The organism is Methanofollis liminatans DSM 4140 (genome assembly GCF_000275865.1).
GTDB lineage: Archaea > Halobacteriota > Methanomicrobia > Methanomicrobiales > Methanofollaceae > Methanofollis > Methanofollis liminatans.
The window spans coordinates 1,125,548-1,141,627 of the sequence record NZ_CM001555.1 but is presented as its reverse complement, the minus strand read 5'-3'; the positions used below and the strand labels follow the sequence as shown (position 1 = coordinate 1,141,627).

The following is a 16,080-nucleotide window of genomic DNA, read 5'->3' as shown; positions in this document are numbered from 1 at the left end:
GGGGTATCGTTTGCATATCCCCTGAGACCGGTGTGCCTGCTTTTCCATTCCTCACGCGAAGACGCGAAAAGACGCGAAGGTGTGATCAGGACTTCGTTTCTTCGCGGCCTTCGCGGCTTCGCGTGAGATTTTCCCCGGATACCTCACAGGGAGCCTCTGCCCCCGGGCAACACGCCGGGGTTTGCGCGAGATTTCCCCTGAAAGAGGCAGCCGAACCGCCCCCACCCTCACACCGAAGGCTGCTGCTGGCTGATGCAGTGGATGGTGCCCAGGCCAAAGACCATCGCCCGGCAGTCGATCCCGACGACGTCTCGATCCGGGAAGAGCCCCTTCAGGATGGCGAGGGCCCGCTCGTCATTCTCATCCCCGAAGACCGGGACGAGCACCGTCCTGTTCCCGATGTAGAAATTCGTATAGCTCGCGGGCAGACGCACCTCTTCGTCGCCGACGCGGTCGGGCATCGGAACCTGGACGATCGTTAAGGGGTTGCCGTCCTGGTCGGTCGAGCACCGCAGGATCTCCAGGTTCTCCTGCAGGATCTCGTAGTTCTCGTCCTCCGTATCATCCTCGACGACGCAGACGACCGTCCGCGCGTCGACGAATCTGGCGACATCATCGATATGGCCGTCGGTGTCGTCGCCGGCGATCCCCTGGTTCAGCCAGATCACGTGGGAGGCCCCGAGGTACTCCTTCAGGTGCCCCTCGATCTCCTCCTGCGAGAGGTCGGGGTTCCGGTTCGGGTTCAGGAGGCACTGGCGGGTGGTGATCACCGTCCCCTTCCCGTTGACCTCGATCGATCCCCCCTCCAGGACGATCCCCGGGGAGAAGATGGGGAGGTGCAGCCAGTGGTTCAGGGTCGAGGGGATGCCCGAGTCGCGCATCAGTTCCTCGTACTTCCCCCCCCAGGCGTTGAAGATCCAGTCGACCATCGCAAGGGCGCCGCCGGCGCGGTCCACCACGAATACCGGGCCGTAATCCCTGAACCAGACATCGGCATAGTCGGCCCGGTGGAAGCGGATCCGGGCGAGGTCAAGGCCGGCGGCGGTGAAGAGGTCGGTCACCCGCCCCTGCATCGGTTCGTCGGTGACGAGCAGGTTGACGATCTCGTCATGGTGGAGCGCCGCCACGATGCGGAGATAGGACGCCTCCACCGCCTCGAGATCAGGGAAGGTGTCAGGGTCATGGGGCCACGAGAGCCAGATCGCATCGTGCGGTTCCCACTCGGCGGGCATATGATAGCCGCATTTCTTCGGGGTGTCAGGGCGGCGTTCTGCAGGGCAGCGGTAACCCCCCGAAAACGCTGCCGTCGGACGGACGAGGGCGTCGTAGGTCTCGGGTCGCCGGTTGCGCAGGAACCCCCACCCCTCCCTGACCTCCCGGTTCTTCGAGAGATCGATTGCGGCGACGAGCACCTCCTCCCCCTCGCCGGCGCGGGCGACGACCGTGCCGAAGGAGTCGCAGACGAACGAACTCCCCCAGAAGAGGATCTCGCCCTCCTCTCCGACGCGGTTCACCGCGGCGACATGGACGCCGTTGGCGATCGCATGCCCCCGCTGGACGGTCTCCCAGGCCTCGCGCCAGTCCCCTTCGACGGCGTCTTCCATGCCGCGGATCCGCCCGATGGCCGTCGGGTAAAAGATGATCTCGGCACCGTCGAGGGCGAGCGATCGCGCCGCTTCGGGGAACCACTGGTCGTAGCAGATCAGCACGCCGATCCTGCCGTAGGTTGTCTCATAGACCCGGTAGCAGTCGCCCGGGTAGAAATACTCCTTCTCGTAGAAGAGCGGGTCGTACGGGACGTGCACCTTCCGGTACGGCGGCATCAGAGAACCGTCTGAGTTGATGACGGCAGCGGCGTTGGAGAACCGCCCGTCCTCCCCCCTCTCGAAGACCGGGACAATGACGACGACATGGTGCCGGCGAGCAAAGGCCGCAAAGGCCTCGGTCGACTCGCCCGGGATCGTCTCGGCGTAGCCGCCCGCATCGGCGCCCTCCGCCTGCGGGAAGTAGGGGGAACGGAAAAGTTCCTGCAGGCAGATGATACGGGCGCCCCGCGCTGCCGCCGTCTCTGCCGCTGCAAGCGTGCGCTCCAGGTTCAGTGCGGGATCGCCAGAGACCGCTGTCTGGACAAGCCCGATTGTTACGCTGCGATCATCCATGCTCCTCCACCTGTATGACGGTACTCTCTCATTAGCCCATCCCCGGCGAAGGGGAGAAATGGAGGCGGCGCAACGCACTCCCCAAAAAACTTATGCTGCCACGCCGACTCTCAAAACAGGATGCGAACCTATGATCCGTCTCTATGAAATGCGGGAAACCAGGAACTATCTTCTGGCTGCAGCGATCCTGCTCATTCTCATCATCGGAATGCAGATCACTGCATATATCGTCAATCTCCTGGTAATATCCCTTATACTCACGATCCTGACCCTGCCTACAATGGATTTCCTGAGAAAAAAGGGCATCCCGGACGGGATCGCCGTCGGGGTGATCACTGTTGTCGCGGGCGGCGTCATCCTCGGCACGCTGATGCTGACGATGCACTCTTTCCAGGTCCTGATCCAGGATCTTCCCATGTACCAGGCCGAGTTGAACGATAGACTCTCAGAACTGCTGCTTCTGCTCGATAAGATCGGCATCGACCCGGCATCCCTCTCTCCCTCGTCGATCAGTCTCAGCAGCATTGTGGCGATCATCGAGCCCTATGCGCTCAATGCAGGAAACGGTGTACTGTACCTCTTCTTCATCATGATCACGACCTGTTTCGCCCTCCTCGAAGCGCCGAAACTTCCTGAGCGGCTTGAAAAGATTCTGGGAGCGAATCTGGAGGGGCGGTTCGGCATCAAGAGGATGAGCAGCCTCATGATCGAGTTCGTGATCGTGCGCACCGAGGCGAACCTGATCCACGGCACGCTCTTTGGTCTCTCACTCTGGGCGATGGGGATCCATGCCGCCGCTCTCTGGGGCATTCTCACCTTCATACTCGCATTCATTCCCTATATCGGCCTCTTTATCGCTGCAATCCCTGCAATATTCTTTGCATGGCTGCAGTACGGCGTCTGGGGAGCGGTTGCAGTGGTGATCATCGTCGTCATTCTCAATGCCCTGGTTGAAAATCCAATATTCGCCTATATCGCATCGAGACGGTTTGATCTCCCCCCTCTGGTCGTCATCATTTCCCTTATCGTCTGGGGATGGATCCTCGGTATTTCCGGCATGATCTTCGCGATCCCGATCACGCTCATCCTCCTGATCATGGTCCAGTGCAGCGACGAGACGCGCTGGATCAACACCCTCCTCGGCGTCGACAAACTCTTTGCCGATGAGGGCGGGGCGAAGGAAAAACATTAAAATTCACTTTTCACCATTTTCGGCCGTCTCAGATACTTATAGAGTTCATGGCTCAGAAAGAGCAGGATGGGAAACGGGAGGAGGATCCAGAGGTACTGAGCCGGCACATGCGCCGTATTGAAGATCACCTGCACGGCCTGCACATTCAGAAGCGCATAGACCCAGAGGATCTCGATCGCGATGGCGATGATGAGGAGACGGTTCGTGAACGCTCCCCTCTGGAACGACGAATGATCCCATGAACGCAGGGTCCACACATTGAAGAGCTGGCAACTCACCGCACCGAGGAGCGTCATGGTCATCGCCTGCCGGTGGAGCGTGGTGCCGGTGACGGAGAGATCTCCATACTGCCATCCTGAAAGGAACAAAAATCCGAGAAATGCGACCATTGCTGCGGCCCCCTCGATCGCCCCCAGAAAGAAATACCCGCGCTTGAACACCTCCCAATCGAGGATGCGCTCGTTCTTCCCGACCGGGGGCCGGTCCATGATATCCTCTTCGGGCGCCTCGCTCCCGAGCGCAAGGCCGGGAAGCAGGTCTGAGCCGAGATCGATGGAGAGGATCTGAATGACCGAGAGGGGGAGGGGGATGCGCAGGAAAAACTGGAGGATATAGGGAACGATCTCGGGGATGTTCGAGGAGAGGATGTAGGTGACGAATTTTTTTATGTTGAAGTACACGGTCCTCCCCTCCTCGATGGCCGCCACGATGGAGGCGAAGTTGTCGTCGAGAAGGATCATGTCTGCCGCCTCCTTTGCGACCTCGGTCCCCTTCGTCCCCATCGAAATGCCGATGTCGGCCTTTCGCAGGGCCGGGGCGTCGTTGACCCCGTCACCGGTCATCGCCACGACCTCGCCGTTTCTCTGAAGAAGGGAGGCGATCCGCAACTTCTGCTCCGAACGCATCCTGGCAAAAAGCACGTTCTGGTGTTTGAGCAGATCTTCAAGTTTTTCATCGGGCATACGCCGCGTCTCGTCGCCGGTGAGCACCAGATCCACCTGCAGCCCGATTGTTCGGGCGATCGCCTCTGCGGTCAGCGGGTTATCCCCGGTGAGCATGAGGACGCGGATGCCTGCCCGCCGGCAGGTGGCGATCGCATCGAAGACCTCGGACCGCGGCAGGTCCATGATGGCGACGAGGCCCAGCATGATAAAGCCGCGCTCCTCCTCGCCCCGGCCATAGGCCACCGCAAGCACGCGGTACGCCTTGCGCTCCAGATCTTCGGCCCTGGCCACGAGCCGCGCCCGGTTGGACTCATCGAACGGCATGACCCGACCGGCGTCGTCGACAAAGTAATCTGACAGCGGGAGCAGGACTTCAAGCGCCCCCTTGGAGAAGATAAACGTTTCTCCGCCTTTTTCATAGGAGGTGGACATCATCTTGCGTTCACTGGTGAAGGGGAACTCCTGCAGTTTCGCATACCCGTTGTTCTCGATCCGGCCCTTTCGCGCCGCCGCAATGATGGAGAGTTCGGTGGGATCGCCAAAGACGCCGTTCTCTTCGATCGTCGCCCGGCAGTTCAGCATTCCGGCCAGCAGAAAAAAATGCAGGCGCTCATCTGCTCCAGACCGCTCCCCGGCAAAAACGAACTCTCCGTCCTGATCGTAACCCTCCCCGGTGATCGAGATCGTCTCCCCTCCCGCGAGGTAGATCTCCTTCAGCGTCATCTCGTTGCGCGTAATGGTCCCGGTTTTATCCGTACAGATCACGGTGGCGCTCCCGAGCGTCTGGACGGAGTCGAGGTTTTTTATCAGGGCGTTTCTCCGCGCCATGTTCTGGCTCGCAAGGGAGAGGGAGAGGGTGATGGTGGGGAGCATGCCTTCAGGAACGTTGGCAACGATGAGGGAAAGGGCGAATATTGCGGCGATCAAAAACCCCTGCCCGGAAAAAAATCCAAGAAGGAAAAAGACCCCACCCACCAGGAGGGCGGCGACGGTGAGGATCCGCGTGATCCTGATGATCTCGGTCTGCATGGGGGTGAGGCGTTTTTTCACCTCCTTCGCCAGCGACGCGATCTTCCCGAACTCGGTGTTCCTTCCGGTCCCGAAGACCGCGGCAACCCCGTTCCCCGACTCGACGGTGGTCCCGGCAAAGAGGACATTTTTTGCGTCCAGAATAGTCTCGCTCCTGTCGGCGCCCGGAAACCGTCTCACCGGCCTGGACTCCCCGGTGAGCGTTGCGATATTCACGTACAGTGAGTTCGCCTCAAGGATCACGGCGTCCGCTCCGATGCGGTCACCCTCCTCGACGATCAGGATGTCACCGGGCACCAGCAGGCGGGCATCGACCTTTGCGATCTCTCCTCCCCTGCGCACCTTCACCAGCGAGGGGATCAGTTTCAGGAGGGCGTCGACCGTCCTGTCTGCTTTATACTCCTGCCAGAACGCGAACGTGGCATTGACGACGACGGCACCGAAGATCGCATATCCAAGAACATCGTAGCCCTCTCCCGGGGAGTAAAGATCCGCTAAAAACGACAGAACCGCCGCTAATTCGAGAAGGACCGCAAAAAAATGCGTGAACTGGACGAAATACTCCTTCAGGTAATTTTTCCGTTTTTTCCGCTCGATTTCGTTCGGCCCGTAGTGTTCAAGCCTCTGCCCGGCTTCGGAGAGGTCCAGACCTGTATCAGCAGTGTGCAGGGCACCGACCAGTTCTTCCCGGTTTAACGTATGGTACTGCATCCCCCTCGAACACTTCAGGGAAGTGAGGCCATCTCACGATATTAAATGCTATCGTGGGACCGAATCCTTAAGGTCTGGGGATCCGTCAACCTCCGCTCCGGCCTCTCAAACTTTCCTGCGGTGACAGAACCCTGACAGCACCTGCCCTGTTCAGGGTGGGCAGGCTCGCCCCGGCGCTCGCATTAAGATCATGATATATATCGATATCTCTTTTTTCAGGAGAATATTACAGAGCGATTGTATAAACATATGAATTTAAAGCGACGTTTTATCTCACTGGCCCTGAGATATACATTTATCCCCTGCAGAAGAGGATATATTCTATTCATGATGCCTGATCTGGATGAGGACTGCGAACAGATACGGATCCTCCACATGGACAACGATCCAGATCTCTCCAGATATATCGAGAATATTTCAGAAAAAAAACGTTTTTTAGTCGTATCCTGTACGTCAGACCAGGAAGCGCTTGAACTGCTCACCAGAGAGGCTTTCGATATCGTCATCGCCGAACACCTTCCTCCGCGCATGGACGGCATCGCCCTCCTCAGAGCTGCCCGCCTCATTGCTCCCCATCTCCCGTTCATCTTCTTCACCGGGAGCCAGGACGAGGACCTTCCGATAGACGCCCTGAATAACGGCGCAGATCACTATATCAGAAAAAATAGGGATCCGAAATCTCTATCCTCCGGCCTTGGGGAAGCCATCTTTCACGCCGTCAGAAAAATAGAGGAAGGGAGGGATCAGAGGGAAAACATCAGGTATATCGCCGAACACTGCACCGACCTCATCATCGTCACCGACCGGGATGGAGAGATTGTCTCTGTCTCCCCCTCGTCCATGACCATGCTCGGCTATGCGCCTGAAGAATTTCCCGGCGCCGTACTCAACGACGACCAGATCACCGGCAGGGAGATCGCCCGCAGGGCTGGAGATGGGGAGGAGGACCGCGAGCGAGCGCACGAAGCCGGCAGGGAGATCAGGGTCAGGAAGAGAGACGGCGCATATGCAACCCTGGACGTGCGGTGCTCCCCCATCTGTGCCGGCGGCGCACGCCAGGGCACCCTGGTGATCGCACGGGACGTCACAGACCTGAAGCGAGAGGAGGAGAGGCTCAGGGACGTCAATAAAAGACTCGCGCTCCTCTCCTCGGTCACCAGGCACGACATCCTCAATCAGGTGGCGGTGCTGGTCGGATACCTCGAACTCCTCGGGGAAGACCTTGAGGATCGGCCCGACCTTGCCGACGTCCTGAAGATCATCGAGACGGCGACCAGAAAGATCGAGCAGCAGATCACCTTCACCAGAGAGTACGAAAAAATCGGGATAAAGGCGCCCTGCTGGCAAAATGTCAGGGACGTCCTCGGGAACGCACAGGGACCGAGGAAACTGAAGGGGGTGGATCTTGTCGTCTCCACCGGCACCCTTGAGGTCTATGCCGACCAGATGCTGTACAAAGCCTTCTCCAGCCTGATCGATAATGCCGTCAGGCATGCCGGGGCGTTCACCACGATCTCAGTCACCTTCAGGACTGAGGGGCCTGAGGGGATTATCACCTTCAGGGACAACGGCGTTGGCGTGTCCGATGCAATCAAGGAGCGGATCTTTTCCAAAGGCTTCGGATTGGATGCCGGTTTCGGGCTGTATCTCACGCGGGAGATACTCGATATAACCGGGATCTCAATCGCGGAGAGGGGGGAGGCCGGAAAGGGGGCATGTTTCGAGATCCGCCTCCCGGCCGGGACATGGCGGTGCTGATGTCCGAAGACCGCTGACAAAAATATCTATACCAGCCCCGGCGTATAGAACTTCCAGAGCCAATGGAACCGACAGAGATTCCCGTCACCGCCGTCATGTCAGGCGCGCCGTCCACCATCCCCCCAGACACGCCGCTGCCCGAAATATTTGAACTATTTTCCCAAACCGGTTGCATCGATCTCGTCGTATCAGGACCAGAAAATCGTTTTCTCGGTTTTATCACCGCACTCGACCTCCTCACCGCCGTCGGGCACGTCATCGGCGTGCGGAGCCGGAAAAGGACCACCTGCATCGACTGCCTCCTGAGGGGGGACGCAGCGGTCGCTGCAGACATCATGACCAGGGGGCATATCACGATCCCCGATACCGCCACCGTGCGGGAGGCGATGGAGGCGATGGAACGCTACCGCTACCCGGTCCTCGTCGTCGTCGACGGTGCCGGTGCGGTCGTCGGGCGCATCGAGGTCTGCATGATCATCGCGCACCTGCGGATCACCGGCCACCTCTGATTGCCAGCCGCCGGTAGCCCCAGGCCATCAAGGCCGGCGTGACCAGGACAGAGACGACCGCCACCACGGTGAAGGCCGAGAAGATCTCCTCAGTGATCAGCCCGGCGAGCAGCCCGATCTGCCCGATAACCAGCGTGATCTCACCGCGGGGGCAGAGCCCGATCCCGACGACGAGGGCTTCGGCGTGTGTCTCCATGAACCTGACCGAGCCGAGCCACCCGCCCAGGATCTTCCCGGCGAATGCGACAGGGATCAGGAGGAGAACAAAGGGGGAGAGGAGGGTGTCGAGCGTGATCGCGGCGAGCAGCCCGATCGAGGCGAAGAAGAAGGTCACGAAGAAACCAAAGGAAAAATCTGCTATTCCTTCGAAAAGGGTGCGGTCGTCCCTGATCTGGTCGCCGAGGAGCAGGCCGGCAAGGAAGGCGCCAACGGCGTAATGGAGGCCGGCAAGATGGGAGAGGTACGCCATGAAGAGGGCGATGGCGATCGCTGCCGTGTACGGCATCTCGTGGGTGTGGGTGGCGCGGGCGCGCCTCATCACGGCGGGCAGCAAACGGCGCCCGATGATCAGGGTCGCCGCAAGGAAGGCTCCCCCGGCCGTGATGGTGTAGAGCGCCGAGCTCCCGCTCCCGGCCGCCACCGCCGTGAGCATGGCAAGCAGGAGGATGCCGATGATGTCGTCCATGACCGCCGCCCCGACGATCGTCGCCCCGGACGGTGTGTTCATCTTTCGGAGGTCGATGAGCGCCCGCACCGAGACCCCGATGGAGGTGACTGAGAGGGCGACACCTATAAAGAGCGTTTCAAGTGGGGAAAAACCAGCCACGACGCCGACGCCTGCGCCCATCAGAAAAGGGACGACGATGCCCAGAAGCGCCGTCGAAGCCGCTGAACGTTCTGAAGCGACAAACGACCTGATGTTCATCTGGATCCCGCTGACGAAGAGCAGGGCGATGATCCCGATATCTGCAAGAAATGCCAGCGTATCGTCATACGCGACCAGCCCGAAGAGGGACGGTCCAAGCACGATGCCGGCGCCGATCTCGCCGATAAGCGCGGGAAAGCCAGCCCGTTCAACGGCCTCCCCGGCGATCTTCGCGGCGGCCAGGATCAGGACGACCTGCAGGATCGGGTCCATCTGCTGGAGTTCACCACCAGACTTCTTATGCCTGACGCTTCAGGGCTCCTGGCAGGGAGGGCGTTTCAGGGTGAACCTGATCGCCGCCCCTGCCCCGGGGACACCGGGCACACGGTCTTCCACCCAGACCATCCCGCCATAATGCTCTACAAGAGAGCGGACGATATAGAGGCCAAGCCCTTTTCCGCTTACTTTTTCAGATCCCCGCTTGAAACGACCGAATATCGCCTCCTTCAGATCGTCGGGTATCCCCGGCCCTGTGTCCTCCACCGAGACCAGCACCTCGTCCTCTCCCTCTTCGACCCTGATGGTGACCTCGCCTTTTCCTCCCATGAACTTGAAGGCGTTTCCTATCAGGTTGGAGAATACCTCGGAAAGAAGGGTGTCTGCACAGACCAGGACTGGGCCGCCCTCGTAATGAATCCCGGCATTGTGATTCCCGGCGATCTCCGCCCTGATCACCAGGTCCAGATCGACCGGTTCGAGCGGGAGGTTTCGCATATGGATCGTCCTGATGGTGGAGACGTTCTGGATGATCTGCGAACTCCTTAAGATGCTGTTTCTGACGCGCTCTGCCAGGTCTCTCTCCCGCCCGTCGAAACGGTCAACAATCATCTGGAGATAGCCGAGGCCGATGGTGTTGGTGTTGTTGATGTCATGGGACATGATGTCGATGTAGAGGTTCGCCTCTTCGTTTGAGGCTTTCAACTCGGCCGTCCGCTCTGTGATGATCGCCTCGAGGTTCTCGTTGTACTCACGGAGTGCCCGTTCAGACTCCTGCGCGCGCCCGAGGCTCGCCTTGAGAGCACCAACCATCGCATTGATGCTGTTTTCCAGGCGGGAGAACTCGAGGCCCTGCGTATGCCTGATCCGGTGGTCGAGGTCGCCCTGCGCGATCCGGTCGATGTCCTCGACGACCTCGGATATTGGCCGGGAAACATGGCAGATACCCACAAAGACGAGCAAGCCGCTGAGAAGTACCGCAAGAAGAGCGATCATGATGTGCGAGAATAAGAGGGACGTAAGTTTCTGGTCGAGGGATGCGGTGGTATAGGTGAGCTCGATCACCATGGACAGATCAGATGCATAGTCCGGGTCCCGCAGGTCCAAAAAAAGGTAATGGGTCTCGGTGCGGTTCGCCGGGTCGGCGTACACCGCCCCCTGCCGCTCCTCGATCACCGAGGAGATCCTCTCTCTCTGGAGGTCGTCCCCCATATAACTCTTATTCCCGACAATCTGCCCGAAAATATCATATATGCGTATGCTCAAGAGGTCCTGATTGAGCGTTTTGAGATTGTCGGTAGTCTGGACATAGGAGAGGCCGAGTTTCCTGGTTTCGAGCAGTTCGGGGACAAGGCCAAGCTCCAGGAGGTAGCGGTGATCGGGCGTCGGCATATAGGCGTATTTTCTAACTATCCCGGACGTCCGCTCTCGCACCACGCGGTCTGCCGAGAACGAATCGCCTTCACGGAGCAGTGTGATATAGGCGAAGAAATCCGGGATGCCACTGAAGTCGACCCCGATCTCGTGCTCGACCGTGCTGTACCTGATGACCCCGTCCTGATCGATGATGTAGAGGTCCATCGTGCCGCCGAGGTCCTCTTTGAGGCGTTCGAGGTCCATCTGTGCGGGGTCATTGCCCGCCTCTTCGTACGCCCTTAAAAAGTCCTCAAACCCGGTCTGCATGCGGGCGTTGAGAGTGTCGTCATACATCTCCAGACCGGCATCGACGAGGATCATCCATTCGATGATGCTCTTTTCCGCCTGCTCCTGCAGGAGGTCGGTTTTCTCGACGATATCGTTTTTCGCCTCAAAATACGAGTATGAGGATAGAATAGCGATGACAAAAACGATGATCAGAATGACATAGATCATCAGGTGCGCGTTAAAAGAGCGCCCTCTGCCGATTTCACGTGAAAATTGCTTCATCTCCTCAGATTATTCCGATGCAGGCCCAACCTGCAGGCCGGGCAGGCGGAGTGAAATGCACTGCATAGAGATTCGCACTCTACATGATATTCTTTTTCTTTTCTGCACCCACTTCCAAACTTCTGAAATTGCTATAGAGAATGGAATAGACCACTTTCAAATAAATTTGCTTTTTGAATCTGGATTTCAGTGCCGGGACCGGGGCATGAGAGGGCATGGGCGCCACCAGGGCCTTCTTCTGATGGTGTGGAGATCTCCAGGAGAAGCGCCCGCCCGGGCGGGCGCCGAACTCAAAATTGGGACGGAGGGAGTATCTCCAGATCCGGGAGATCCATGCGCGAGGGTATGCTCATGCAATGCCGACCGTGATGTAACCGTCGTAGCGCACCTCATACGAGGGATCCCCCTCCCGGTTGATCGTGAGCCCGACGTCATAGGTGCCGTTTGCTGTGTAGATATGGACCGGATGCTGCTCCTCAGAGGTGTTCCCGTCGCCGAACTCCCAGAACCATGAGGTGATGTTCCTCACCGTGCTCGTATCGGTGAACTGGATTGCCAGCGGCGCCTCGCCCCCGGTTACATTGGCGGTGAAATCGGCGTACTCTTCTGACTCATTGACGGTGATGTACCCGACCTTTTCCTCCCAGAACGTGGCATTCCAGATGTCGGTCACCATGAGTGAGACATTGTACCGGCCCGGCGCCATATAGACCCACACCGGGTTTTGCTCATCCGAGGTGCCGCCGTCCCCGAAGTCCCAGGACCATCCGGTGACATTCTCGATCGTCCCGGTGTCGGTGAACTGCACGGCCAGAGGCGCCGGCCCCTCTGTGACGTTAGCGATAAAGTCGGCATCTCTCACGGTCTCGTTGCGGGTGGTGATGAAGCCCTCTCTGGTTTGGGTCCAGGTGAGATTCCGGGCGTCGGTCAGGGTGAGGGTGACGGTGAAGGAGCCAAGATCGTGGAAGGTATAGAGCGGGTGCTGCCGCGTCGACATGAACCCGTCGCCGAAGTCCCAGAACCACGAGGTGACATTTTCAACCGTGCTGGTGTCGGTGAACTGCACGGTGAGCGGGGCGGTGCCATCGGTCACGTCGGCAGTGAAGTTGACCGCCCCGTTCACGGCCTGCCCCACCGCAAAGGTCGCCGGAACGACGTCCAGGATAGAGGGCAACCCACCGGTGCGATCCTCAACAACTCCTTCTCTAACCACAACGTCGGTCGATCCTGCGGCATCGCCGCGGAGGGTGAGGGTCATGAGCGTGATATTCTCGGTTCCGGCGCCGCCGGCGAGATCCACCGCCGTGCACCAGACCTCATCCGCCGGCAGGGTACCGTTGCCCTTCAGCCCGGCCCATGCAGGGAAGGTCACGACGACGATCTCGCCGACCGATCCGTCGGTCAGACCGACCGAGATGTTGTACCCGGCTATACCGGACGGGAGGCGATCCAGGACCAGGTCGTAATCGGCCGTTCCGCCCAGATCGACCTCTGCCACCGGGGGCAGGATGGTGATGGTGATATTCCCGGCATCTGTTCTGTCCCCGACCACAGCGGCCAGGGCCCCCTGCACCATGAGGGCGCAGAGGAATAGGGTGCCGATAAAGGGCACCAGATCTTTGAGGTTCGTCATATTTCGCTCCAGAGTATCTATCAGGCGATCATCCCGTACAGGACGATCACATCGTTGAACCCGATCCGGCCGTTCCTGTCATAGTCGAACGCTTCCAGCGGCTGGTTATCCTCAACGAACTGCAGATTCGTGTAATACACCACCACATCGTTGAACCCGATCCGGCCGTTGCCGTCGACGTCCTCGTACAGGCCGTCGCCGTCCGGGTCGGTGGGGGCGGGATAGGTGGTGCCGTCAGGTTTCGGGAACGGGAGGACTGCCGCAGCCCCGACCGTCAGGGTCGCCGGCACGGTGGCGAAGGTGTAGATGCCGCCCTCCCTATCCTCCAGGGTGGCGTTGTCCAGGATCGAGAGTGTCGTCGTCCCCTCGGTGTCGCCCCGCACCGTGACCGTGCAGAGCGTGATGTTCCCGGTCCCGGCATTCCCTTCGAGATCGACCGCCCTGATCCAGACCGAGTCTGCGGGAAGGGTGCCGTTGCTCTTCAGCCCGGCCCATGCAGGGAATGAAACGGCGGTGATCTCACCGATCGCCGGGTCGTCGAGGGACACGGTGATCGTGTAGCCCGCGATGCCAGCCGCTGCCCTGTCCATGAGAATGGTGAATGCGGTTTCCGTGCCTGGCGCGAGGGTTGCCCCTGCCGGGACAAAGGTCAGGTTCGCGTCGACCTCACCGGCGGGTTCCACCGAGATGTAGCCCCCCCGAATGAGGGTATCACTCTGATCCTCGCCGGTGACCGTCAGGGAGACGGTGTAGGTGCCAGCCTGCAGGTAAGTGTGCTCGGGGTGCTGCTCGCTCGATGAGGCGCCGTCGCCGAAGTCCCATCCCCACGCCGTAACAGGCCCGGTCGAGCGATCGGTGAACTGGACGGTCAGCGGCGCGGTGCCGGAGGTGACGTCGGCCGTGAAGTCTGCGGTGACATTCTCGACCTGGGCAGCAGAGACGTTGATGTAGTCGGTCATCACAAGGGTGTCGCTGTTGCCCTGCCCGTCGGAGACCATGAGGCTGACGGTATAGAGCCCCTCGGCCGCGTAGACGTGTTCAGGATACTGTTCACCCGAGGCAGCGCCGTCGCCGAAGTCCCATTGCCAGGCCGTAATCGTTCCAGTGGAAAGATCGGTGAACTGGACTGTCAGCGGCGCAGGGCCGGAAAGCGGCGAGGCTGAGAAGTTCGCCGAGAGCTCAGGCTGCACTGCCACCGCCATGGCGTCGGCCCGCCCATAGCCGAAGACAGGGTCCCATCCGGCCTCGCCGAGGTCGACGGCCCCGGCGTAGAGCGCCTCCTTGATCGTATCGGGCGATTGCTTGAGGTCAAGCCCCCAGACCAGTGCGGTCACGCCGGCTACAGTCGGGGCTGCGGCGCTGGTGCCGTAAAATGTACTCGGGAACCCGCCCGCACCGGTGACGCGCACGCCGTCGATGCCACAGATGTCGGGCTTGTTCCTCACCTCAGGCGCAGGGTTGGAGATGGTCACCGGCCCGCACGAGGAAAACGGTTCGATCGTGTCGTTGCCCGGATCTGAGGCGCTGATCGCCCCGACGGCCACCACACCGGAGACCGCCGGGTGGCCGAAGATCGTATCGGCGTCCGAGGCGACCGGGTCGTTGAATTTACCGCCGCTGAAGATGAAGATCTCAAGGTTCCGCGGTGCGGCGCCGTTCGCGGCCACAACCGCGAGGTACACCTGGGAGACCGTAGAACCGCTGTAGGTTCCCTCGATGATCTCCATCGGCTTGTCGTCGCCGTCCTGCACCTTCGAGCTGTTCATGATCTCGTAATACCCGTTTCCGTCCTGCCCGACCAGATAGAGATCGTAATCATTGGACGACTTTTCCCAGACGTCGTCCCACTGGAGAACAATCAGGAAGGAGTTCGATTGCCCCCCTGATCCCGGATCGATCTGGGTGAGCAGGAGGTTCCGTCCGGCGGCAAAGGAGTGCCAGCCAGAGCCGTCGTTCTGGAACGCCCCCTGGTAGTGGATCCCTCCGGCATCGTTGCCTGCCGCCGAGACGTAGATCAGGTCCCTTTTCTCCAGGAGGTTCCGTACGTGCGAAGCGACATACCCGTCCTCGAAGAAAGGCTCGGTCAACCAGCCGATATCGTCGCAGATCACCTGGCATCCCGCATCAGCGAGGGCGGTGATCCCGGTCGTGAAGGTGACGGCGTTGGGATAAGCGGTGTGGAAGTAGAGTTCGGCCTCAGGGGCCAGGTCGTGGACGATCTCGAGCATCGCCGTGCCTTCGTCGTCCCCGGCATAGTCGGCAAGGATATGGACGTCGGCGGGCAGGTCGCCCTTTGCGGCGGCCTCCTGCCACTGGTCTGCACTGTCCGAGAGGATCCCCACCTTCATCCCGGCACCCGCGTAGCCGGTTTTTTCGCGCAACTGTGCTGTCTTGAGAATGGTGTCTGCCTCACACTCGACCGACCCGGCCCGCGGCGCGGCGCTGCTGTAGACGACCGGCGGGTAGACGATCTCCACCGATCCGACCTCAGGCAGCGCCGCGAGATCGTCGATCCTGTCCGTCTCCACCCAGGCGACCGCCAGGTGCGCCTCCTCGTCGCGGTCGGTCACTTCCACGGCATAGGGGTCGATCACCGCCGTCGACGCCGGCGGCACGACCTGCACATAGACGTAGACCTTCGTCTTTCCGCTCTCATCGGTCATGACCGACGACGCCGGTATGCTGCGGCTGTACGCCGCGTCCGCCAGATCCCCGATCTCGATCCCGTCGGGGCCTGAGACGAACGCACCCCTCATGAGCAGAACCAGATCAGTCGATACCTTCTCTTCATAGCCGGCAAGCGCCCCTTTGAACGCCGCCGGTCCGGACCCCATGATCTCCGCGGCCGATACGTCGCCGGACTGCGCTGCGGCGGCTCCACCGGCCATAGTGGCCAGCAGGACCATCAAAATGATCACTGCCCTCCCCATGCCTCTCTTTAAAATGGTATATGACATAGACCCCCTCCATCGTCCAGGAGCGCCCGAATCCTTCATCAGCGCACGGTTTCACATCCCCAGGCCCAAATATTTATGGACATCAAGGGCAGGAATGAAATCAGGACATTAATGGGCAATT

General features: G+C 60.1%; 9 protein-coding genes. 3 read left to right on the top strand and 6 right to left on the bottom strand.

The genetic code is table 11. From position 1 onward, the window contains the following. Nucleotides 1-227: 227 nt before the first annotated feature. The gene (locus METLI_RS12760; protein WP_004038826.1) at nucleotides 228-2,159 is read right to left on the bottom strand and encodes an agmatine deiminase family protein; all 1,932 of its coding nucleotides are present in this window, start codon (nucleotides 2,157-2,159) and stop codon (nucleotides 228-230) included. Between the two features lie 130 nt (nucleotides 2,160-2,289). On the opposite strand from METLI_RS12760, the gene METLI_RS05795 reads away from it, so the two are divergent. Beyond that, complete coding sequence (locus METLI_RS05795; protein WP_004038825.1) at nucleotides 2,290-3,351, top strand: AI-2E family transporter; 1,062 nt, start codon at nucleotides 2,290-2,292, stop codon at nucleotides 3,349-3,351. On the opposite strand, the gene METLI_RS05790 is transcribed toward METLI_RS05795, so the two are convergent. Next, entirely contained in the window at nucleotides 3,348-6,035 is a 2,688-nt protein-coding gene (locus tag METLI_RS05790) for a cation-translocating P-type ATPase (protein WP_004038824.1), read from the bottom strand. The genes METLI_RS05795 and METLI_RS05790 overlap by 4 nt on opposite strands. Nucleotides 6,036-6,362: 327 nt before the next feature. Between METLI_RS05790 and METLI_RS12395 the strand changes: the two genes are divergently transcribed. Together METLI_RS12395 and METLI_RS05780 are read left to right on the top strand one after the other, a co-directional pair. Further along, complete coding sequence (locus METLI_RS12395; protein ID WP_004038823.1) at nucleotides 6,363-7,793, top strand: PAS domain S-box protein; 1,431 nt, start codon at nucleotides 6,363-6,365, stop codon at nucleotides 7,791-7,793. A 62-nt stretch (nucleotides 7,794-7,855) separates the two neighbouring features. Then, nucleotides 7,856-8,302 carry a CBS domain-containing protein gene (locus tag METLI_RS05780; RefSeq protein ID WP_004038822.1) on the top strand — a complete coding sequence of 149 codons (447 nt, stop codon included), beginning with the start codon at nucleotides 7,856-7,858 and terminating at the stop codon, nucleotides 8,300-8,302. Here the strand turns inward: METLI_RS05780 and METLI_RS05775 are convergent. From METLI_RS05775 to METLI_RS12385, 4 genes are all read right to left on the bottom strand, one after another. Beyond that, nucleotides 8,286-9,440: a cation:proton antiporter gene (locus METLI_RS05775; protein ID WP_004038821.1), complete on the bottom strand. Its 1,155-nt coding sequence runs from the start codon at nucleotides 9,438-9,440 to the stop codon at nucleotides 8,286-8,288. The two genes, METLI_RS05780 and METLI_RS05775, sit on opposite strands and share 17 nt — an antisense overlap. Nucleotides 9,441-9,479: 39 nt before the next feature. After that, entirely contained in the window at nucleotides 9,480-11,315 is a 1,836-nt protein-coding gene (locus tag METLI_RS05770) for a sensor histidine kinase (RefSeq protein ID WP_004038820.1), read from the bottom strand. A gap of 403 nt (nucleotides 11,316-11,718) precedes the next feature. Beyond that, the gene (locus METLI_RS12390) at nucleotides 11,719-13,002 is read right to left on the bottom strand and encodes a PKD domain-containing protein (RefSeq protein WP_004038818.1); all 1,284 of its coding nucleotides are present in this window, start codon (nucleotides 13,000-13,002) and stop codon (nucleotides 11,719-11,721) included. A gap of 20 nt (nucleotides 13,003-13,022) precedes the next feature. Continuing rightward, on the bottom strand, nucleotides 13,023-15,920 hold the full coding sequence (locus METLI_RS12385) for a PKD domain-containing protein (protein WP_169313800.1): 2,898 nt from the start codon (nucleotides 15,918-15,920) through the stop codon (nucleotides 13,023-13,025). Nucleotides 15,921-16,080 lie beyond the last annotated feature (160 nt).

What these genes read in the sequence shown, in the direction of transcription:
- METLI_RS05795 (WP_004038825.1), top strand. Translation starts at nt 2,290, where the DNA reads ATGATCCGTCTCTATGAAATGCGGGAAACCAGGAACTATCTTCTGGCT.
- METLI_RS05775 (WP_004038821.1), bottom strand. Translation starts at nt 9,440, where the DNA reads ATGGACCCGATCCTGCAGGTCGTCCTGATCCTGGCCGCCGCGAAGATC.
- METLI_RS12395 (WP_004038823.1), top strand. Translation starts at nt 6,363, where the DNA reads ATGATGCCTGATCTGGATGAGGACTGCGAACAGATACGGATCCTCCAC.
- METLI_RS05770 (WP_004038820.1), bottom strand. Translation starts at nt 11,315, where the DNA reads ATGATCTATGTCATTCTGATCATCGTTTTTGTCATCGCTATTCTATCC.
- METLI_RS12390 (WP_004038818.1), bottom strand. Translation starts at nt 13,002, where the DNA reads ATGACGAACCTCAAAGATCTGGTGCCCTTTATCGGCACCCTATTCCTC.
- METLI_RS05780 (WP_004038822.1), top strand. Translation starts at nt 7,856, where the DNA reads ATGGAACCGACAGAGATTCCCGTCACCGCCGTCATGTCAGGCGCGCCG.
- METLI_RS12760 (WP_004038826.1), bottom strand. Translation starts at nt 2,159, where the DNA reads ATGGATGATCGCAGCGTAACAATCGGGCTTGTCCAGACAGCGGTCTCT.
- METLI_RS05790 (WP_004038824.1), bottom strand. Translation starts at nt 6,035, where the DNA reads ATGCAGTACCATACGTTAAACCGGGAAGAACTGGTCGGTGCCCTGCAC.